The following is a 16,391-nucleotide window of genomic DNA, read 5'->3' on the forward strand; positions in this document are numbered from 1 at the left end:
ATGACCACCCTTATGGTGGTCATTTTCATCTAAAGTGCATTACGCCAATCTTCCAATTGTTGTTTCTCCGCATTAGTCAATGTGCTATCTTCCACAAGTAATTGCAGCAATTCATCATAGTTCGTTATTGTCTGATGAGTTAATCCAGCTTCGGCAAACCGTTCAGCGGACTTTCTTAAACCATACGTAAATATCGCCAGAACACGTAACACATTTGCCCCTTCATTTTCCAGTGCTTTTGCCGCTTCAATGGATGATCCACCCGTTGAAATAAGGTCCTCAATGACAACTATTTTCTGTCCAGCCTTTATTTGCCCTTCGATTTGATTGCCTTTCCCATGCCCTTTTGGCTTTGAACGCACATAGACCATCGGCAAATTCAATTTATCCGCAACCCAACCAGCTTGTGGAATACCAGCAGTCGCACAACCGGCAATTACATCGGGCTTTTCATCCATCTGTTCAATGAGATGGACAAACGCTTCAGTAATCTTATTGCGTACTTCTGGATACGACATAGTCAACCGATTATCACAGTATATGGGTGATTTAATTCCGGAAGTCCAAGTGAAATAATCGTTGGGTCTAATTTGCACTGCTTCAATATCCAATAAATCTCTGGCAATGTTACTCGTTAGTTCCATATCCAAATTCCTCCAAAACTTTTCTGTATGCTGCTTTTGGATTTTCTGCTTGGGACACTGTTCGGCCAACTACTAATATATCTGCACCATTTTCCTTGGCGAATGCTGGTGATGCAACACGTTTTTGATCGTTTACATTGGACTCCTGCAGGCGGATCCCTGGCGTTACCGTTACAAAGGAGGGACCGCATGCATCTTTAACCTGTCTTGCTTCATGGACGGAACAAACCACACCATCAGCACCATTCTGATAGGCAAATTCGGCAAAATGAACCGCATTCTCTTGCACATTTCCCGGCATGTGCAATTCGTGATTTAAAACGGCTTGATCCATCGACGTTAAAATCGTGACCGCAATTAATGCTGTTTCATGATTTGCAGACGATCCAGCTTGCAGTCCCTCTTTGGCCTGTTTAATCATCTCACTACCGCCAAGTGCATGCACGTTCACCATGTCTACTTCCAACTGTGCCAAATTTTTCATGGTCTTCATCACGGTTGTTGGAATGTCGTGCAGTTTTAAGTCTAGAAAAATTTCATGGTTATCCTGCTTTAACTGTTCGATGACACGCGGACCTTCCCGGTAAAATAATTCCATCCCCAATTTAACGGGAACACCGTTTAATTCGTGACCGTCAATAAAACTTTTCGCTTCATCCCAAGTTGGAAAATCAAGCGCCATATATACGCCTTTATTCATGTTCCTCATGCCCCTTTCCAATAGCTTCCTCGGCTGAATCAAATCCGTATTGTCGCAACACACCCGGTAATGCATCAATTATTTCCGAACAGACAAATGGGTTCTGGAAGTTTGCTGTTCCAATCGCAACAGCGCTTGCCCCTGCCAGTAAGCATTCAATTACATCCTTAGCTGTTGCAATGCCGCCCATGCCAATGATAGGAATCGAGACGTGTTGTTTCACCTCATAAATCATACGAATCGCAATCGGTTTGATGGCTTGACCAGAAAGTCCGCCCGTTTTATTTGCCAATAATGGCCGTTTACTTTTTAAATTAATTTGCATACCTGTTAACGTGTTAATCATCGACAGCCCATCTGCACCGGCCATTTCCACCGCTCGCGCCATCGAAACGATATCCGCTACGTTTGGAGATAGCTTCACATAGACTGGTAGATTGCAAGCAGTTTTTACTGCCTCCGTGACATAGGAAGCCATTTTGGGATCCATACCAAATTGCATCCCGCCTTCTTTTACATTCGGACAGGAAATATTTAGCTCCAGTGCACTGACATTCGTTCCATTAAACGCCTTCGCAACGGTAACATAGTCATCCAACGTACTGCCAGCAATATTAGCAATAACTGGAATATGGTACTTAGCTAGAAATGGGATCTCGTTTTCGATTATTTTTTCCACACCAGGATTTTGGAGGCCGATTGCATTCAACATGCCTGATGCTGTTTCAGCAACACGCGGTGTACTGTTACCTAATCGTGGGTGTGGTGTTGCTGCTTTCATGATGACAGCACCAAGTTTGCCCAAATCATAGAACTGACTGTATTCTCGGCCAAATCCGAAACAGCCGGACGCAGGCATAATTGGATTCTTTAAGACTAGTCCCGGTAAGGCAACCGCTAAGTTGGTCATAGTATCACCTCACCTGCTGCAAACACTGGTCCATCCTGGCAAATCTTTTTATATCCACCAGCATCGTCGGTTGGAATGACACAGGCAAAGCACGCTCCAATCCCGCAGCCCATACGTTCTTCCAAGGAAATAGAGCCTGGTTTATGTGTAAGTTTTTCCCTGATTGCTTGCAACATTGGAATCGGCCCACAGGAAAAGTAGTGATCGAATTCGCCAACTTGATCAAGTACAGTTGTGACAAACCCTTTCTTGCCATAGCTGCCATCATCGGTTACGACATACGTCTCGCCAAGCGCAGCAAATTTTTTCTCATAAAAAATATGTTCCTTGGTCTGAAAGCCAAGAACGGTAATAACATGTATTCCATTCTTTTTCAGTTCTTTTGCCAGGTGATAAAGTGGAGGGACACCAATTCCCCCACCGACTAATAGTGCCGTTTTTAAGGATAGGTCTTCGAAGGAAAATCCATTTCCATTCGGTCCAATTGCATTCATCATCATCCCCGTCTGATAAGTTCCCAGTTTTTTCGTCCCCTCGCCGAATTTTTTACACAACACGGTAATAAGGTCATGTTCACGATCAATTTCGGCAATCGAGATTGGTCTACGCAATGTATATCCGTCAATCTGTAGATGCAGGAATTGGCCAGGTTTCGCAGTCTGTGCTACATATGCATTTTTAAACGTTATTTCTATTGTATCAAGTGCAATCGTGGTAATCGACTCGATGATTAGATTCACTTGCTTCATCATGCTAACACAGCCTTTTTGCTTGTGATTGGTTGAGCACTGAAGGACGTGGAGTCAATCACATGTAAAATGGCACTTGCCGTATCAAGGCTAGTCAGACAGGTAATTCCATGTTCAACTGATTTGCGGCGGATCATGAAACCATCGGATCTTGGCTTTTTGCCGGAAGTCAATGTATTAACGACAAATTGCACACTGCCATTTTCAATAATCGATAAAACGTTTGGTTCGTCTGAGCCGATTTTGCCAACAATGGTAACCGGAATTCCTTCCTGTTTAACACACTCCCCTGTACCTTTTGTCGCATATAACTGAAATCCTAGCTGATGAAACCATTTGGCGATTGCCAGCGTCTCAGTCTTATCTTTATCGGCTACTGTTAATAGAGCCGCCCCCTCTTGTGGCACGGTAAGTCCCGATGCGATTAACCCTTTATACAATGCCTTTTCCAGTGTCTTGTCATGTCCGATAGCTTCACCGGTTGATTTCATTTCCGGTCCAAGAATCGTATCCACACTGCGTAATTTTGCAAATGAGAAGACGGGAACTTTTACGGAAACCGTATCCTGTTCTTGAAGAATGCCAGATTCATAGCCCATACTGGCAAGTGTTTCTCCTAAAATGCAGCGTGTTGCAATGTTTGCCATCGTAACTCCGGTCATTTTGCTTAAAAATGGAATCGTCCGGCTTGCCCTAGGGTTTACTTCTAAAATAAAGACATCATCATTCTGAATGATAAATTGGATATTAATGAGTCCGTTTACCTTTAATTTGCGGGCAATTTTTAATGTTTGTTCCATACATTCCTGCTTCACCTGTTCACTGATCCGCTGTGGCGGATATACCGCAATCGAGTCACCGGAATGGACACCAGCGCGTTCAATATGCTCCATGATGCCCGGAACAACAACTGTTTTTCCATCACTAAAGGCGTCCACTTCTATTTCTATTCCGGTGATATATTGATCAATTAAAATCGGATGCTGGTTTTCTGTATCATGTGATTTTGCCAAGTAGGCATTTAATTCATCATCATCATAGACAATCTCCATTCTGCTGCCACCAATAACATAAGATGGGCGGATAAGTACTGGATAACCAATTTCATTCGCAACTTCTTTAACCTCATTTAATTTCCGTACCGATCGTCCCTTTGGTCTGCATATATTCAAATCGTTTAATAGCTGTTCGAATTTATCCCGGTCCTCCGCTTTATCAATCGCTTCAAGGCTGGTTCCTAAAATTTTCACTCCACGATGTTTTAATCCTGCTGCCAGATTAATTGCTGTTTGCCCGCCAAATTGAACGACTACCCCTTCAGGCTGTTCCAGATCGATCACATGCATGACATCTTCTAATGTCAGTGGTTCGAAATAGAGTTTGTCAGAAATACTAAAATCGGTTGAAACAGTTTCCGGGTTATTATTGATAATGATTGCTTCATAACCCATTTCTTGGATGGCCAGCACCGAATGAACCGTTGCATAATCGAACTCTATTCCCTGTCCAATTCGGATTGGACCGGATCCAAGAACAAGAACTTTCTTGCGGTCAGATGGAATCGATTCATTCTCTTCTTCATACGTGCTGTAAAAATACGGAGTTGCCGATTCAAATTCAGCTGCACATGTATCAACCATTTTGTAAACGGGTTTGATTGTATTTTCCATACGGAACTGATAGACATCATCCATCGTCACATCCCAAAGCTCAGCCACATGTGCATCAGATAAGCCTACCATTTTCGCTTTAGCTAATACTTCTTGAGCGTATTTATTTTCTTTTAACATATGTTCCAGTTCTATTAATTCGGCTAGTTTCCTTAAAAAGTAGAAGTCGATTTTCGTTAATTGAAAAACCTCATCAATTGACATTCCACGACGGAAGACTTCAGCTAGCACGAATAATCGTTCATCATCTGCTTTTAGAAGTCTTCTCTTCAGTTCATCCAGCGATAAGGTGATTAGACTTGTTAAGCCAAGTGTTTCGGTGCCAATATCCAGTGATCGAACTCCCTTTAACAATGACTCTCCAAAATTACGCCCGAGTGCCATCACTTCTCCCGTTGCCTTCATCTGTGTTCCCAGTCTGCGGTCACCGGCAACAAATTTATCGAATGGAAAACGGGGAATTTTCGTCACCACATAGTCGAGTGCAGGTTCGAAACATGCATACGTATTACCGGTGATCGGATTTACCATCTCATCAAGTGTTAAACCAACAGCAATTTTTGCAGCCATTTTCGCAATTGGATAACCAGTTGCCTTCGATGCAAGCGCTGATGAACGGCTGACGCGTGGATTGACTTCGATAATATAGTATTGAAAACTATCCGGATCTAAAGCAAGCTGGACATTACAGCCGCCCTCAATCTCCAGCGCGCGAATAATTTTTAAGGATGCATTCCTCAGTAACTGACATTCCCGGTCACTTAACGTTTGCGATGGCGCTACAACAATGGAATCCCCTGTATGAATTCCCACCGGATCCACGTTTTCCATGTTACACACAACAATTGCCTGATCCTTGGCGTCTCGGATCACTTCATACTCGATTTCTTTAAATCCGGCAATATTCTTTTCGATTAAACATTGTTTTACTGGTGAAAGTGCCAGTCCGTTTCGCGTAATTTCCTTTAGCTCGCTTAAGTCATAGCACATTCCGCCGCCGGTTCCCCCTAATGTATATGCCGGTCGAACAATCAACGGAAAACCAATCTGCTCGGCAAATTGCCATGCCTCCTTAACGGAATGAACAATTTGGCTATCTGGGACGGGTTCCTTTAGTTCCCGCATCAATGTGCGGAATTTCTCCCGGTCTTCCGCCTGTTGAATAGCGGATAAAGATGTTCCAAGTAATTGCACATTATATTCATGAAGAATCCCGGTAGCTTCCAGTTCAACAGCCAGATTTAATCCTGTTTGTCCTCCCAGCGTTGGCAGTATCGCATCCGGTTGTTCTTTGCGGATAATTTTACATAAAAATTCGATTGTTAGTGGTTCCATGTACACTTTATCTGCTATAGTATGATCGGTCATAATAGTGGCCGGATTTGAATTGGCTAAAATGACCGTATACCCTTCTTCCTTTAACGCTTGGCAACCCTGTGTCCCGGAATAATCAAATTCAGCAGCCTGCCCAATGACAATCGGACCGGATCCAATGACGAGTATTTTTTTAATCGATGTGTTTTTAGGCATGGGTTTCCTCCTCTTTCCTTGTTGCTTTCGTGTCGCTGATCATTTGCAGGAATTCATCAAACAAGTAATTAGCATCTTCCGGACCTGGAGATCCTTCTGGTTGATACTGCACTGCAAACGCCGGGTACACCGTATGTCTAATTCCTTCCACACTATTATCATTTAAAGCTATTTGTGTTAAGGTCAGATTTGTTTTACCTAATGATTCATGTGTGACATCAAAGCTATGATTTTGCGAGGTAATAAGCGTTTTCCCTGTTACCAAATCCTTTACAGGCTGGTTAGTACCATGATGTCCGTACTTCATTTTTTCTGTATTGGCGCCACATGCTAAAGCAAGTAGTTGATGACCAAGTCCTATCCCAAATAAGGGGGAAATTCCCAACATGTTTTTAACCAGTTCTATTGCTTCCGGAAGTTTCTTTGGATCCCCTGGACCGTTTGTTAATAGAATACCATCCGGATTCAACCGTAAAATATCCTCCGATTTATAGTTATACGGAACAACTGTAACATGGCAATCCCGTTTGGTAAGTTCACGTAAAATTCCATGCTTCATGCCAAAATCTACTAACACAATGCGCTTTCCCCTGCCAGGGACAATATAGGCACGTTCCACAGATGTTCGGTTAACCACATTAGCTGGCTCAGGAGTTTGCCGTAATCGGTCGACAACCGCTTCAACTGGTTCGATAACAGAGGTAATACATCCTTTCATTGAACCTTTTTCACAAATAACTTTGGTAAGCTTTCTCGTATCGATCCCTGAAATCCCCGGAATGTTATTTGCTTGTAAAAAACTGCTTAACGTTTCTGCACTGCGGAAATTGGATGGGTATTCCTCCCAATCCTTTACAATCAACCCATGGATAAATGGTATGACTGCTTCCATATCATCCTGATTCAGCCCATAACTGCCAACCGATGGATTCGTCATCATAACTAATTGCCCACAGGAGGATGGATCGGTAATAATCTCCTGATAGCCGGTCATTGCTGTATGAAAAACAACCTCCCCCATACATGTTGTCTCACTGCCAAATGCTTCCCCAATAAACACTGAACTATCTTCCAGCACGAGTTGACGCTTCATTCTCGATCTCCTCCTTGTAAACGAGCTTCCCTTCAGCAATGGTCATGATTGGTTCGCCAGTCACCTTCCAGCCATGAAATGGGGTATTTTTTCCTTTAGATGCAAATTGATCCTTATTAATTTGAGATCCCTTTTCCAGATCAACTAGAGTCAGATCAGCTATTGCTCCTTCTTCTAACCGACCATATGGCAGCCCAAAAGCTTGTGCAGGCTTAATCGTTAACCAGTCTATTAATTGGACTAAGGTACACACGTTTGTCTTAACAAAGTTTGTATATAATAATGAAAAAGCAGTTTCCAAGCCGACAATTCCAAAAGGTGCCTGAAGAAATCCCTGTGTTTTTTCATCTTCTGTGTGTGGTGCGTGATCGGTTGCGATCAAATCAATCGTTCCATCAAGCAGTCCATTGATTAATGCTTGCTGATCTGCTTTCGCTCGCAATGGCGGATTCATTTTAAAATTCGCATGATCGTCTGGTATATCTGTTTCATTTAACAGCAAATGATGCGGTGTCACTTCTGCTGTCACATGGATTCCCGCTTTTTTGGCATCCCGAATTACCCGAACCGATTCTTTCGTACTGACATGGCAGACATGATAATGACAACCTGCAGCTTCTGCCAGTAATACATCACGAGCAATCTGTACGGATTCACTTAATGACGTAATGCCTGGTAAACCAAGACGTTTACTAACCTCACCATCGTGGACAACCCCTTGATAAACGAGGGAATTATCCTCACAATGGGCAACAATTGGCTTGTTACAAGCAGCAGCCTTATGCATCGCTTTAAGCATCTGATCTGCTGTTTGAATGCCAACACCGTCATCCGTAAAGGCAAATGCGCCTAAATGGGCAAGCTCATGAATCCGTGTTAAACTTTCTCCGTTTAACCCATTTGTAATGGAGGCATATGGTAACACACGAATTGCCGCATCTTGTTTTATTTTCGCTTGAAGTGCCTGTAAATTTTGCGGGCTGTCGGGTACCGGCTTGGTATTTGGCATCGCACAGATCGTTGTAAAACCTCCTCTGGCTGCTGCCATCGCACCTGTTTGGATCGTTTCCTTATGTTCTCCGCCTGGTTCGCGCAAATGAACATGGACATCGATAAACCCTGGAAGAAGCAAGTGTCCCTCGCAATCAATGATTTGTTCTGTTTCGCGAATAATTTCCGGTTTGATTTCCATAATCCGTCCGTTATCAATCCGTACGTCACAATCGACTAGTTCATTAGTTGGCAACAGCCGTTTTGCGTGCTTTAGTAAAATCATGGATAAACCCCCATTCTGCTAAAATGTTGGCGATAATTGCCATGCGGATATACATTCCATTTTTCATTTGCTTAAAAATACGGGATCGCCGGCATTCTACTAAACTTGTATCAATCTCCACACCGCGATTGATTGGTGCAGGATGCATCACAATTGCTTCCTTTTTCATATGCCGTTCTCGTTCGGTCGTTAATCCGTGCTTGTCAAGATAGGCACCCTTTTCTTCTGTATAGGTTGACTGATGACGCTCATGCTGAATCCGCAATAACATCAGTACATCACATGTTTCTACTGCTTCATCCATCGAGATATATGGAAAGTCCAGGGATGTATCGGCAAATTCAAGTGCCCCGGAAAAATAAACGTTCGCACCAAGACGTTTCAGTGCATAGGCATTCGAGTGGGCGACCCTGCTATGTTTAATATCACCGGCAATCACTATGTTAAGGCCGGTAAACGTGCCATATTCCTGATAAATGGTCATTAAGTCCAGCATACACTGGGTTGGGTGCTCTCCTTTCCCTGCACCAGCATTGACGATTGGAATCTCTATTCCTGACAGGAGTTCATCATACCAAGTGTCTTCCTGGTGGCGGACAACCAGCATATTCGCACCAATTGCTTCGTACGTCTTTGCTGTGTCATACAATGTTTCACCTTTACGAACGCTTGATGTTTCACTATGAAAATCCAACACTTCCATTCCCAGCTTTTTCTGGGCAACGATAAAGCTCATCTTCGTTCTCGTGCTTGGTTCATAGAATAAATTTGCTGCAAACAATTGGTGATTTACATTTTGAATCGCGCCCTTGCGAAACGCTTCAGCCATTTCTATCACGGAAAATATCTCTTCTGTAGACACCTGGTTTACCGATACAAAGTTTTTCATGTGATCTCCTCCTTTTGTTTTTGAACGCTTAGATATATTTAATTTCAAAAAAACACCCCTTTGCTAAGATCGCAAAGAGGTGTGGTTTACACAAAAGGTTAGCGGTCAGAAATCAGTCGATTGACAATCAACTTTCTTCACAAACCTGCTTCCCATACACGTTTTCTTAGGCGACCTTATAAATCTCTCTGGATTTACTTAAAGGTCTTACTATTTACTTTTCAAAAATCGATACTTGCTCCATTTCATCCGTTTCCTTCAGCTCAACAACAATAATTTCCTTATCCGATGTCGGAATGTTTTTGCCAACGTAATCAGCGCGAATCGGCAGTTCTCTGTGTCCGCGATCAATTAGTACGGCTAGCTGAATGTTCGCTGGTCTGCCTAAATCGATGACTGCTTCCATCGCGGCGCGCACTGTCCTTCCTGTATACAGCACATCATCAATCAAGATTACGTTTTTACCGGTAAGATCAACCTCGATATTGGTATCCTTTAATTCTGGTTCATCATTTTCCACGGCTTTTTTCAAATCATCCCGGTATAGCGTGATATCCAGTTCGCCAATCGGAACCGTGATCGCTTCGATTTGTTTAATCTTTTCCTGTAGCCGGCTGGCAAGTGGAGCCCCTCTCGTTTTAATACCGACAAGCACCAGATTGTCCCCACCTTTATTCTTCTCCACAATTTCATGGGCAATCCGGGTCAATGCCCGATTGATCGCTGGCTGATCGAGCAATTCGGTTTTCTTCTTCATCTCAGTACCCCCTAAACATAACAAATCCCTTTTTCCATGAAGAAAAAAGGGATTTTACAGCATACTTGGCTTATTCCACCAATAACGTTTCCTTTTTAGCCTCACTGGACTACTTCTTAAAGGTTCCTATTTGATTGTACTCATTATTTCAAACCCGTACCTGTCTGTCAATACATTTTTTTAATTTGCTGCAATAGTTCTTGAAATTCTGCCGGTGCTTCTATTTCAAACCGCAGCCATTCTTTTGAACGCGGATGGGTAAAACCGAGCACCTTGGCATGAAGTGCTTGACCGCCAATATCAAGTGTCTTACGTGGTCCATATTTTGGATCGCCAACAAGCGGGAAGCCAATATAGCGCATGTGGACCCGAATTTGATGGGTCCGCCCTGTTTCCAGTTGGCATTCAACATGTGTAAAACGCGCATAACGTTTCAGTACGTTAAAATGGGTTACAGCAGGCTTTCCCTGTTCGACAATCCCCATTTTTTGCCTATCCTTTGGATCTCTGCCAATCGGTGCATCAATTACCCCTTTATCATGCTCAATGATTCCATGCACAACCGCTTCATATTTTCGTTCTACCTCTTTTGCCTGCAACTGTTCAACAAGTGAAGCATGGGCCTGATCATTTTTCGCAACCACTAATAAACCACTGGTATCTTTGTCAATACGATGCACGATTCCTGGCCGCTCGATTCCATTAATTCCTGACAAATCGTCGCAATGATACAATAACGCATTAACAAGGGTCCCCCCAGCATGTCCGGCAGCTGGATGAACAACCATGCCTTTTGATTTATTGACAACCACCACATCTTGGTCTTCATAAACGATGTCCAAAGGGATATCCTCCGGGGTAACGTCCAAGGCCTTTGTTTCAGGGATCGACCATGCGACATGATCACCCGTTTGACATTTATAATTCGCCTTGATTATTTTATTATTAACCGTTACAACCCCCTGGTTAATCCAGAGTTGTACCTGTGAGCGCGATTGCTCCGGGTTTAATTCTGCTAATAATTTATCAATGCGCATCTTATTTTCTTCATTTTGTACTTCATGCTGCTGTGAAGTCATTTAGCTGTCTTTCCCTTCTTTTTCTCATCCATAAATGTCGCGATTAACACAAGAATTACGCCAATACACAGGCAGGAATCTGCCACATTAAATATAGGAAAATCATAACGGATAATAATAAAGTCAAGAAAATCTACAACCTCTTGCCGAAAAATCCGATCAATAAAATTTCCGATGGCTCCACCCAAAATTAAACTTAGCGATACCGCAAGCAGTGGGCTGTTTTTACCGTACTTTTGCATATAAAAGACCAAGCCGACAACGACAACAGCTGTGATAATGTAAAAAAATGTCATTTGGTCCTGTAAAATCCCCCAAGCTGCTCCTGTGTTCCGATGTGAGGTTATGTAGAAAAAATTCTCGATTACCGGAACTTGCTCGTACAATTCCATATTTTTTACAATTAGCCATTTGGTCAGCTGATCCAGCCCAATGACAACAAGTGCAATAAGATAATACCAATACATAATTGTTATCCTCCGATTCGATTCTTACAAACGCTTCCTTTGCATTTTACCATAAATGATGTGAATCTGCTTATCAAGTTATGAAAAAAGAAAGAATGCTGATTCATAACCAGCATTCCTCTTATATCATAAGGTCTATCCTTCATAATGGGTTTTCACAACGTCCGCACAGCGTGAACATAAATCTGGATGGTCATGATCTTCTCCAACAGTTTCTGAAACAACCCAGCAGCGCGCACACGTTTCACCAGGGTGTTTCTCTACTTTCACATCTACGTAGCCATATGCCTTCGTGTTATCTGCGCTATCCACTACATCAGCCCCTGAAACAATCAACAACTGGTGAAGATAGGGGATGTGTGCTAAGACTTCTTTTGTTTTCTCATCCTTGGCAACGATCGTTAATTTTGCCTCCAACGATTTACCGATAATCTTTTCATTCCGCGCTTCTTCCAACGCTTTTAACACATCGTCACGCACTTTCATGAAATGATCCCATTTGAATAGCCCTTCTGCGTTCGTAAACACCGTTTTTGCTTCTGGAATATCCGTGAGCTGAACATAATCCGCTTGGGTCCCAGGGATATATTCCCATACTTCTTCCGTTGTATGTGGAATAATTGGTGTCAACATTTTTACAAGACTCGTCAAGATATCATAATACACGGTTTGAATGCTGCGGCGGCGTGGATGATCTTGAGCCTCAATATAAAGAATATCTTTAGCAAAATCCAAATAGAATGAACTTAGATCCACCGCACAGAAATTGTGAATGTCATGATAGATTGGTGAGAACTCAAATTCATCATAACTTTCCCGTACACGTTTTATCAAACTCTGCAGACGATGCAGCATATAGCGATCTACTTCTTGTAAATTATCCTCCGTTACACGGTCCTTTGTTGGGTCAAAGTCAGCAATATTTGCCAGCATGAAACGGAATGTATTGCGGATTTTCCGGTATGTTTCTGATACTTGTTTTAAAATATCATCCGAAATCCTAACATCTGCCTGGTAATCAACGGAAGCAACCCACCAACGTAAAATATCTGCACCAAGCTGTTTTAAGACCTTGGAAGGAACAATGACATTGCCAACGGATTTACTCATTTTCCTTCCTTCACCATCAAGGGCAAAACCATGACTAATAATATTTTCGTATGGTGCTTTTCCAGTTACCGCTACCGCAGTCGATAGGGATGAGTTGAACCAGCCTCGATACTGGTCGCTACCTTCCAAATATACATCTGCAGGGCGCCGATGATTCTTTCTGCCAAGTAAGACTCCTTCATGGGATGACCCTGAGTCAAACCAGACATCCATAATATCCATCTCTTTCGTAAACGTACCATTCGGGCTATGTTCTGAAGTGAACCCTTCAGGCAGCAAGTCCTTAGCATCCCGTTCAAACCAAACATTGGATCCGTGTTCGGCAAACAACTGTGATACATGTTCGATGGTTTCATCGGTAATGATTGGTTCCTTGTCTTCCCCATAAAATACAGGAATTGGCACACCCCACGTACGCTGCCGGGAAATACACCAGTCTTCCCGATCCCGTACCATATTATATAAACGGGTTTCCCCCCAGTTTGGATACCAATTAACCCGTTTGATTTCATCTAAAATATCCTGTCGAAAATCTTTAATCGAAGCGAACCACTGTGACGTTGCTCTAAAGATGGTTGGTTTTTTTGTCCGCCAGTCATGCGGATACGAATGAGTAATAAATTTTAACTTCAGCAGTGCGTCAACTTCATCCAGCTTTTCGGTGATCGGTTTGTTAGCTGTATCATAAAACATTCCTTCATATCCGGGTGCTTCATCGGTAAACACCCCTTTTTCATCAACAGGACATAATGCATTAATACCATATCGTTTGGACACGTAGAAGTCATCTTCCCCATGTCCAGGAGCTGTGTGTACACAACCGGTACCAGCATCAACCGTAACATGTTCGCCTAACATGACCAGTGAATCACGATCATAAAACGGATGTCTGCAAACGATCTTTTCCGCCTCATTGCCTTTGAACGTTTGCACAACTTCTGCATCCTCCCAGCCTACTTCTTGTGCAACAGCCGAAAGCAATTCTTCGGCAACGACAAATTTATCGTCATTGACTTGTGCCACCACATACGTGACATCTGGATGAAGACTAATTCCCAGGTTAGCAGGAATTGTCCATGGTGTTGTTGTCCAGATAACAAATTTTTCGCCGCCTTCTAACAGTTCTTTACCATCAGTTACTTCGAAAGCAACATAAATGGATGGCGAACGTTTATCATAATACTCAATTTCTGCCTCTGCTAACGCGGATTCTGAGGAAGGAGACCAGTATACAGGCTTCAATCCTTTATAAATATAGCCTTTTTTCGCCATTTCTCCGAACACGCGAATTTGGGCAGCCTCATAATCTTTGGTTAACGTGATATATGGATTTTCCCAATCTCCCCGTACCCCTAATTCTTTAAATTGGGACCGTTGATTATCAATTTGCTTCATCGCATATTCCGCACATTTTTGCCTGAATTCGGCAATACTCATCTTTTTGCGGTCTACTTTTTTCTTGGCTAGCGCCGTTTCGATTGGCAGACCGTGTGTATCCCAGCCAGGTACATACGGTGCATGGAACCCGCCCATTGACTTATACCGTGTAATAAAATCTTTTAAAATTTTATTCAGCGCATGACCGATATGCAGGTCGCCATTCGCATATGGTGGTCCATCATGGAGCACAAACAATGGTCGCCCTTGGGTACGCTCCATACTTTTTTCATACAGATTATTTTCATCCCATTCTTGTCTGCGTACTGGTTCTTTATTCGGCAAGTTCCCACGCATCGGGAATTTTGTTTTTGGCATCCGTAATGTTTCTTTGTAATCCATAACCTTTCCTCCTATAAATTATGCTTTTTTACATCTACACCACCGCGTTTCAAACAAAAAAGCCTTCACATCCCCTACAAAGGGACGAGAAGACTCGCGGTACCACCCTTATAAATTTAATTTCCTTCCAATTAAACTCACTTAAGTATTCGTAACGTGAACGAACCGTCCATATCTACTAGAAAATCGTTCGTATGGATACTCCAGAGGGATGTTCTAAAAGAAAACTGTACCAGGCTTTCACCATACCCTGGCTCGCTTCGACAATTACCATTCTTTTATACTGTCTCTGTCACTGTATTTATCGTATATATTTACAATATTATATGCATTATCCACTGATACGTCAAGGGTTATGAATTGTTATTTGCCAATTCCAGTTCTTCTCCCATCTCGGTATCAAATAAATCATCCCAATCATTCGTGTCAATCATGTCAAGTTGTGCTTCCACCAGCATTTTCAACCGGGTCCGGAAAACTTTAGCCTGTTTCTTTAATTCCTCTACATCCATGGAAATACGCCGTGACTTTTCCAATGCTTCATTAATAATCCGATCTGCATTTTTCTCGGCTTCTTTAATAATTAATTTCGCTTCCTTCGATGCACTGCCTTTTACTTCCTCAGCTGTTTCTTGTGCAACAAGAATGGATTTATTCAACGTTGTTTCTATATCGGTGAAGTGTCCAAGCTTTGCAGTCAGCTGTTCCACTTTTTCCTCCAAGCTCTTTTTTTCGCGGATCGTCATTTCATAGTCTTTAATGACTTGATCCAGAAATTTATTAACTTCATCTTCATCATAGCCGCGCCAGCTTCTGGCAAACTCTTTATTGTGAATATCTAATGGTGATAATGGCACAAAGGCCACCTCCTAACGATAAATATCGATAAATGATAAGTTCTTGGTATGCTTATTTCGACATAAACGAAAGATTTCCTGCATAAATCGGAAATTATTTTAAAATTGCCGTTGTAATTCGCCATTTTTCTTTTTTCGTTTGACCGTTGATGGCGCATAATTTGCTTCTTCCTTTGCCCCGAAGTGACAACAGATCCCCGCCTTGCAGCTGATAGGCCGGATTTTCCACCGTTTTGTGGTTTACTTTCACCAAATTTTTGCCAACATAATGTGCTGCGTCTTTACGGGACAGCTTATATATTTCTTTAAGTACGGCATCTAATCGTAAGGAAGAAACGGTTTGTTCTGTCTCTTCCCAGTGTGTTTCCTCCCCTAAAAAAGTGGCCAGGGCTTCCTCTGTAAATGTTACATTAGCCTGTTTAATCGTTGTCAAATTTGCCAGGACATAAGGGGCAATTTCCTCGGCTAAAAGGATTTGCGCAATCCCGTCTGCTACATGAATATCACCAAGCTTTTTTCGTTTGATACCCAACGAAAGAAGCGCCCCCATCACATCACGGTGTTCGAGGGTAATAAATTTTTTCGGATAATTTGTCTGTACTAATGCCAGTCCAAAATCTGCTTCATCTACCATCTCATACATTGGCGCAATCATTATTCGCTTTCGTTCGGTAAACGGACCGCCGCCATGCTTATGTAAGGTAAGAATATCATGATGCTTCCCAATCAGCATTTCAATGATTTGCTGCTCTCTTGGATCCAAAAAGTCTGTTAATTTAGGGATATATGTAGTTTCAACACGTTCTTTCCAGGTTAATACCTGATCAATAAATGCTTGTTCATCCTGACGAAAGTGCTGATAAATATCTGCCATTTTGTCA

General features: G+C 42.4%; 14 protein-coding genes and 1 other annotated feature. All 14 genes read right to left on the minus strand.

Annotated elements, in window-relative coordinates; all coding sequences use genetic code 11:
* Positions 1-29 precede the first annotated feature (29 nt).
* Entirely contained in the window at positions 30-644 is a 615-nt protein-coding gene (gene pyrE / locus WMZ97_RS02580; RefSeq protein WP_343270493.1) for an orotate phosphoribosyltransferase, read from the minus strand.
* Positions 628-1,344, minus strand: coding sequence for an orotidine-5'-phosphate decarboxylase (gene pyrF / locus WMZ97_RS02585; RefSeq protein ID WP_343270494.1), 717 nt, complete (start codon positions 1,342-1,344; stop codon positions 628-630). The genes pyrE and pyrF overlap by 17 nt, the downstream gene beginning before the upstream one ends.
* Entirely contained in the window at positions 1,337-2,254 is a 918-nt protein-coding gene (locus tag WMZ97_RS02590) for a dihydroorotate dehydrogenase (RefSeq protein WP_343270495.1), read from the minus strand. Before WMZ97_RS02590 ends, pyrF begins: the two co-directional genes overlap by 8 nt.
* Positions 2,251-3,006, minus strand: a complete 756-nt coding sequence (locus WMZ97_RS02595) for a dihydroorotate dehydrogenase electron transfer subunit (RefSeq protein WP_343270496.1) — start codon at positions 3,004-3,006, stop codon at positions 2,251-2,253. Before WMZ97_RS02595 ends, WMZ97_RS02590 begins: the two co-directional genes overlap by 4 nt.
* Positions 3,003-6,203 carry a carbamoyl-phosphate synthase large subunit gene (gene carB / locus WMZ97_RS02600; protein ID WP_343270497.1) on the minus strand — a complete coding sequence of 1,067 codons (3,201 nt, stop codon included), beginning with the start codon at positions 6,201-6,203 and terminating at the stop codon, positions 3,003-3,005. The genes WMZ97_RS02595 and carB overlap by 4 nt, the downstream gene beginning before the upstream one ends.
* Positions 6,196-7,296, minus strand: coding sequence for a carbamoyl phosphate synthase small subunit (locus WMZ97_RS02605; protein WP_343270498.1), 1,101 nt, complete (start codon positions 7,294-7,296; stop codon positions 6,196-6,198). The genes carB and WMZ97_RS02605 overlap by 8 nt, the downstream gene beginning before the upstream one ends.
* On the minus strand, positions 7,268-8,572 hold the full coding sequence (locus tag WMZ97_RS02610) for a dihydroorotase (protein WP_343270499.1): 1,305 nt from the start codon (positions 8,570-8,572) through the stop codon (positions 7,268-7,270). The genes WMZ97_RS02605 and WMZ97_RS02610 overlap by 29 nt, the downstream gene beginning before the upstream one ends.
* Complete coding sequence (locus tag WMZ97_RS02615; protein ID WP_343270500.1) at positions 8,532-9,461, minus strand: aspartate carbamoyltransferase catalytic subunit; 930 nt, start codon at positions 9,459-9,461, stop codon at positions 8,532-8,534. Before WMZ97_RS02615 ends, WMZ97_RS02610 begins: the two co-directional genes overlap by 41 nt.
* 214 nt (positions 9,462-9,675) lie before the next feature.
* On the minus strand, positions 9,676-10,218 hold the full coding sequence (pyrR, locus tag WMZ97_RS02620; protein WP_343270501.1) for a bifunctional pyr operon transcriptional regulator/uracil phosphoribosyltransferase PyrR: 543 nt from the start codon (positions 10,216-10,218) through the stop codon (positions 9,676-9,678).
* Between the two features lie 167 nt (positions 10,219-10,385).
* Positions 10,386-11,297: an RluA family pseudouridine synthase gene (locus WMZ97_RS02625; RefSeq protein ID WP_343270502.1), complete on the minus strand. Its 912-nt coding sequence runs from the start codon at positions 11,295-11,297 to the stop codon at positions 10,386-10,388.
* A complete protein-coding gene (lspA, locus tag WMZ97_RS02630) occupies positions 11,294-11,764 on the minus strand; it encodes a signal peptidase II (protein ID WP_343270503.1) in 471 nt (156 codons plus the stop codon). Before lspA ends, WMZ97_RS02625 begins: the two co-directional genes overlap by 4 nt.
* Before the next feature lie 135 nt (positions 11,765-11,899).
* Positions 11,900-14,653 (minus strand): isoleucine--tRNA ligase, encoded by a 2,754-nt coding sequence (gene ileS, locus WMZ97_RS02635; protein WP_343270504.1) that lies wholly within the window; start codon positions 14,651-14,653, stop codon positions 11,900-11,902.
* A 77-nt stretch (positions 14,654-14,730) separates the two neighbouring features.
* Positions 14,731-14,958 (minus strand) — a binding site (T-box leader).
* 48 nt (positions 14,959-15,006) lie between these two features.
* Positions 15,007-15,510 (minus strand): DivIVA domain-containing protein, encoded by a 504-nt coding sequence (locus WMZ97_RS02640; RefSeq protein WP_343270505.1) that lies wholly within the window; start codon positions 15,508-15,510, stop codon positions 15,007-15,009.
* A 94-nt stretch (positions 15,511-15,604) separates the two neighbouring features.
* On the minus strand, positions 15,605-16,384 hold the full coding sequence (locus WMZ97_RS02645; RefSeq protein ID WP_343270506.1) for a YlmH family RNA-binding protein: 780 nt from the start codon (positions 16,382-16,384) through the stop codon (positions 15,605-15,607).
* Positions 16,385-16,391: the final 7 nt, after the last annotated feature.

Origin of the sequence: Lentibacillus songyuanensis (assembly GCF_039548255.1) — a bacterium.
In the GTDB taxonomy this organism is placed as follows: Bacteria; Bacillota; Bacilli; order Bacillales; family Amphibacillaceae; genus Lentibacillus_C; species Lentibacillus_C songyuanensis.

Coding starts and splice junctions, on each gene's coding strand:
- WMZ97_RS02610 (WP_343270499.1), bottom strand. CDS start 8,572: ATGATTTTACTAAAGCACGCAAAACGGCTGTTGCCAACTAATGAACTA.
- WMZ97_RS02625 (WP_343270502.1), bottom strand. CDS start 11,297: ATGACTTCACAGCAGCATGAAGTACAAAATGAAGAAAATAAGATGCGC.
- carB (WP_343270497.1), bottom strand. CDS start 6,203: ATGCCTAAAAACACATCGATTAAAAAAATACTCGTCATTGGATCCGGT.
- WMZ97_RS02590 (WP_343270495.1), bottom strand. CDS start 2,254: ATGACCAACTTAGCGGTTGCCTTACCGGGACTAGTCTTAAAGAATCCA.
- lspA (WP_343270503.1), bottom strand. CDS start 11,764: ATGTATTGGTATTATCTTATTGCACTTGTTGTCATTGGGCTGGATCAG.
- pyrR (WP_343270501.1), bottom strand. CDS start 10,218: ATGAAGAAGAAAACCGAATTGCTCGATCAGCCAGCGATCAATCGGGCA.
- pyrE (WP_343270493.1), bottom strand. CDS start 644: ATGGAACTAACGAGTAACATTGCCAGAGATTTATTGGATATTGAAGCA.
- WMZ97_RS02595 (WP_343270496.1), bottom strand. CDS start 3,006: ATGATGAAGCAAGTGAATCTAATCATCGAGTCGATTACCACGATTGCA.
- pyrF (WP_343270494.1), bottom strand. CDS start 1,344: ATGAATAAAGGCGTATATATGGCGCTTGATTTTCCAACTTGGGATGAA.
- WMZ97_RS02645 (WP_343270506.1), bottom strand. CDS start 16,384: ATGGCAGATATTTATCAGCACTTTCGTCAGGATGAACAAGCATTTATT.
- WMZ97_RS02615 (WP_343270500.1), bottom strand. CDS start 9,461: ATGAAAAACTTTGTATCGGTAAACCAGGTGTCTACAGAAGAGATATTT.
- ileS (WP_343270504.1), bottom strand. CDS start 14,653: ATGGATTACAAAGAAACATTACGGATGCCAAAAACAAAATTCCCGATG.
- WMZ97_RS02605 (WP_343270498.1), bottom strand. CDS start 7,296: ATGAAGCGTCAACTCGTGCTGGAAGATAGTTCAGTGTTTATTGGGGAA.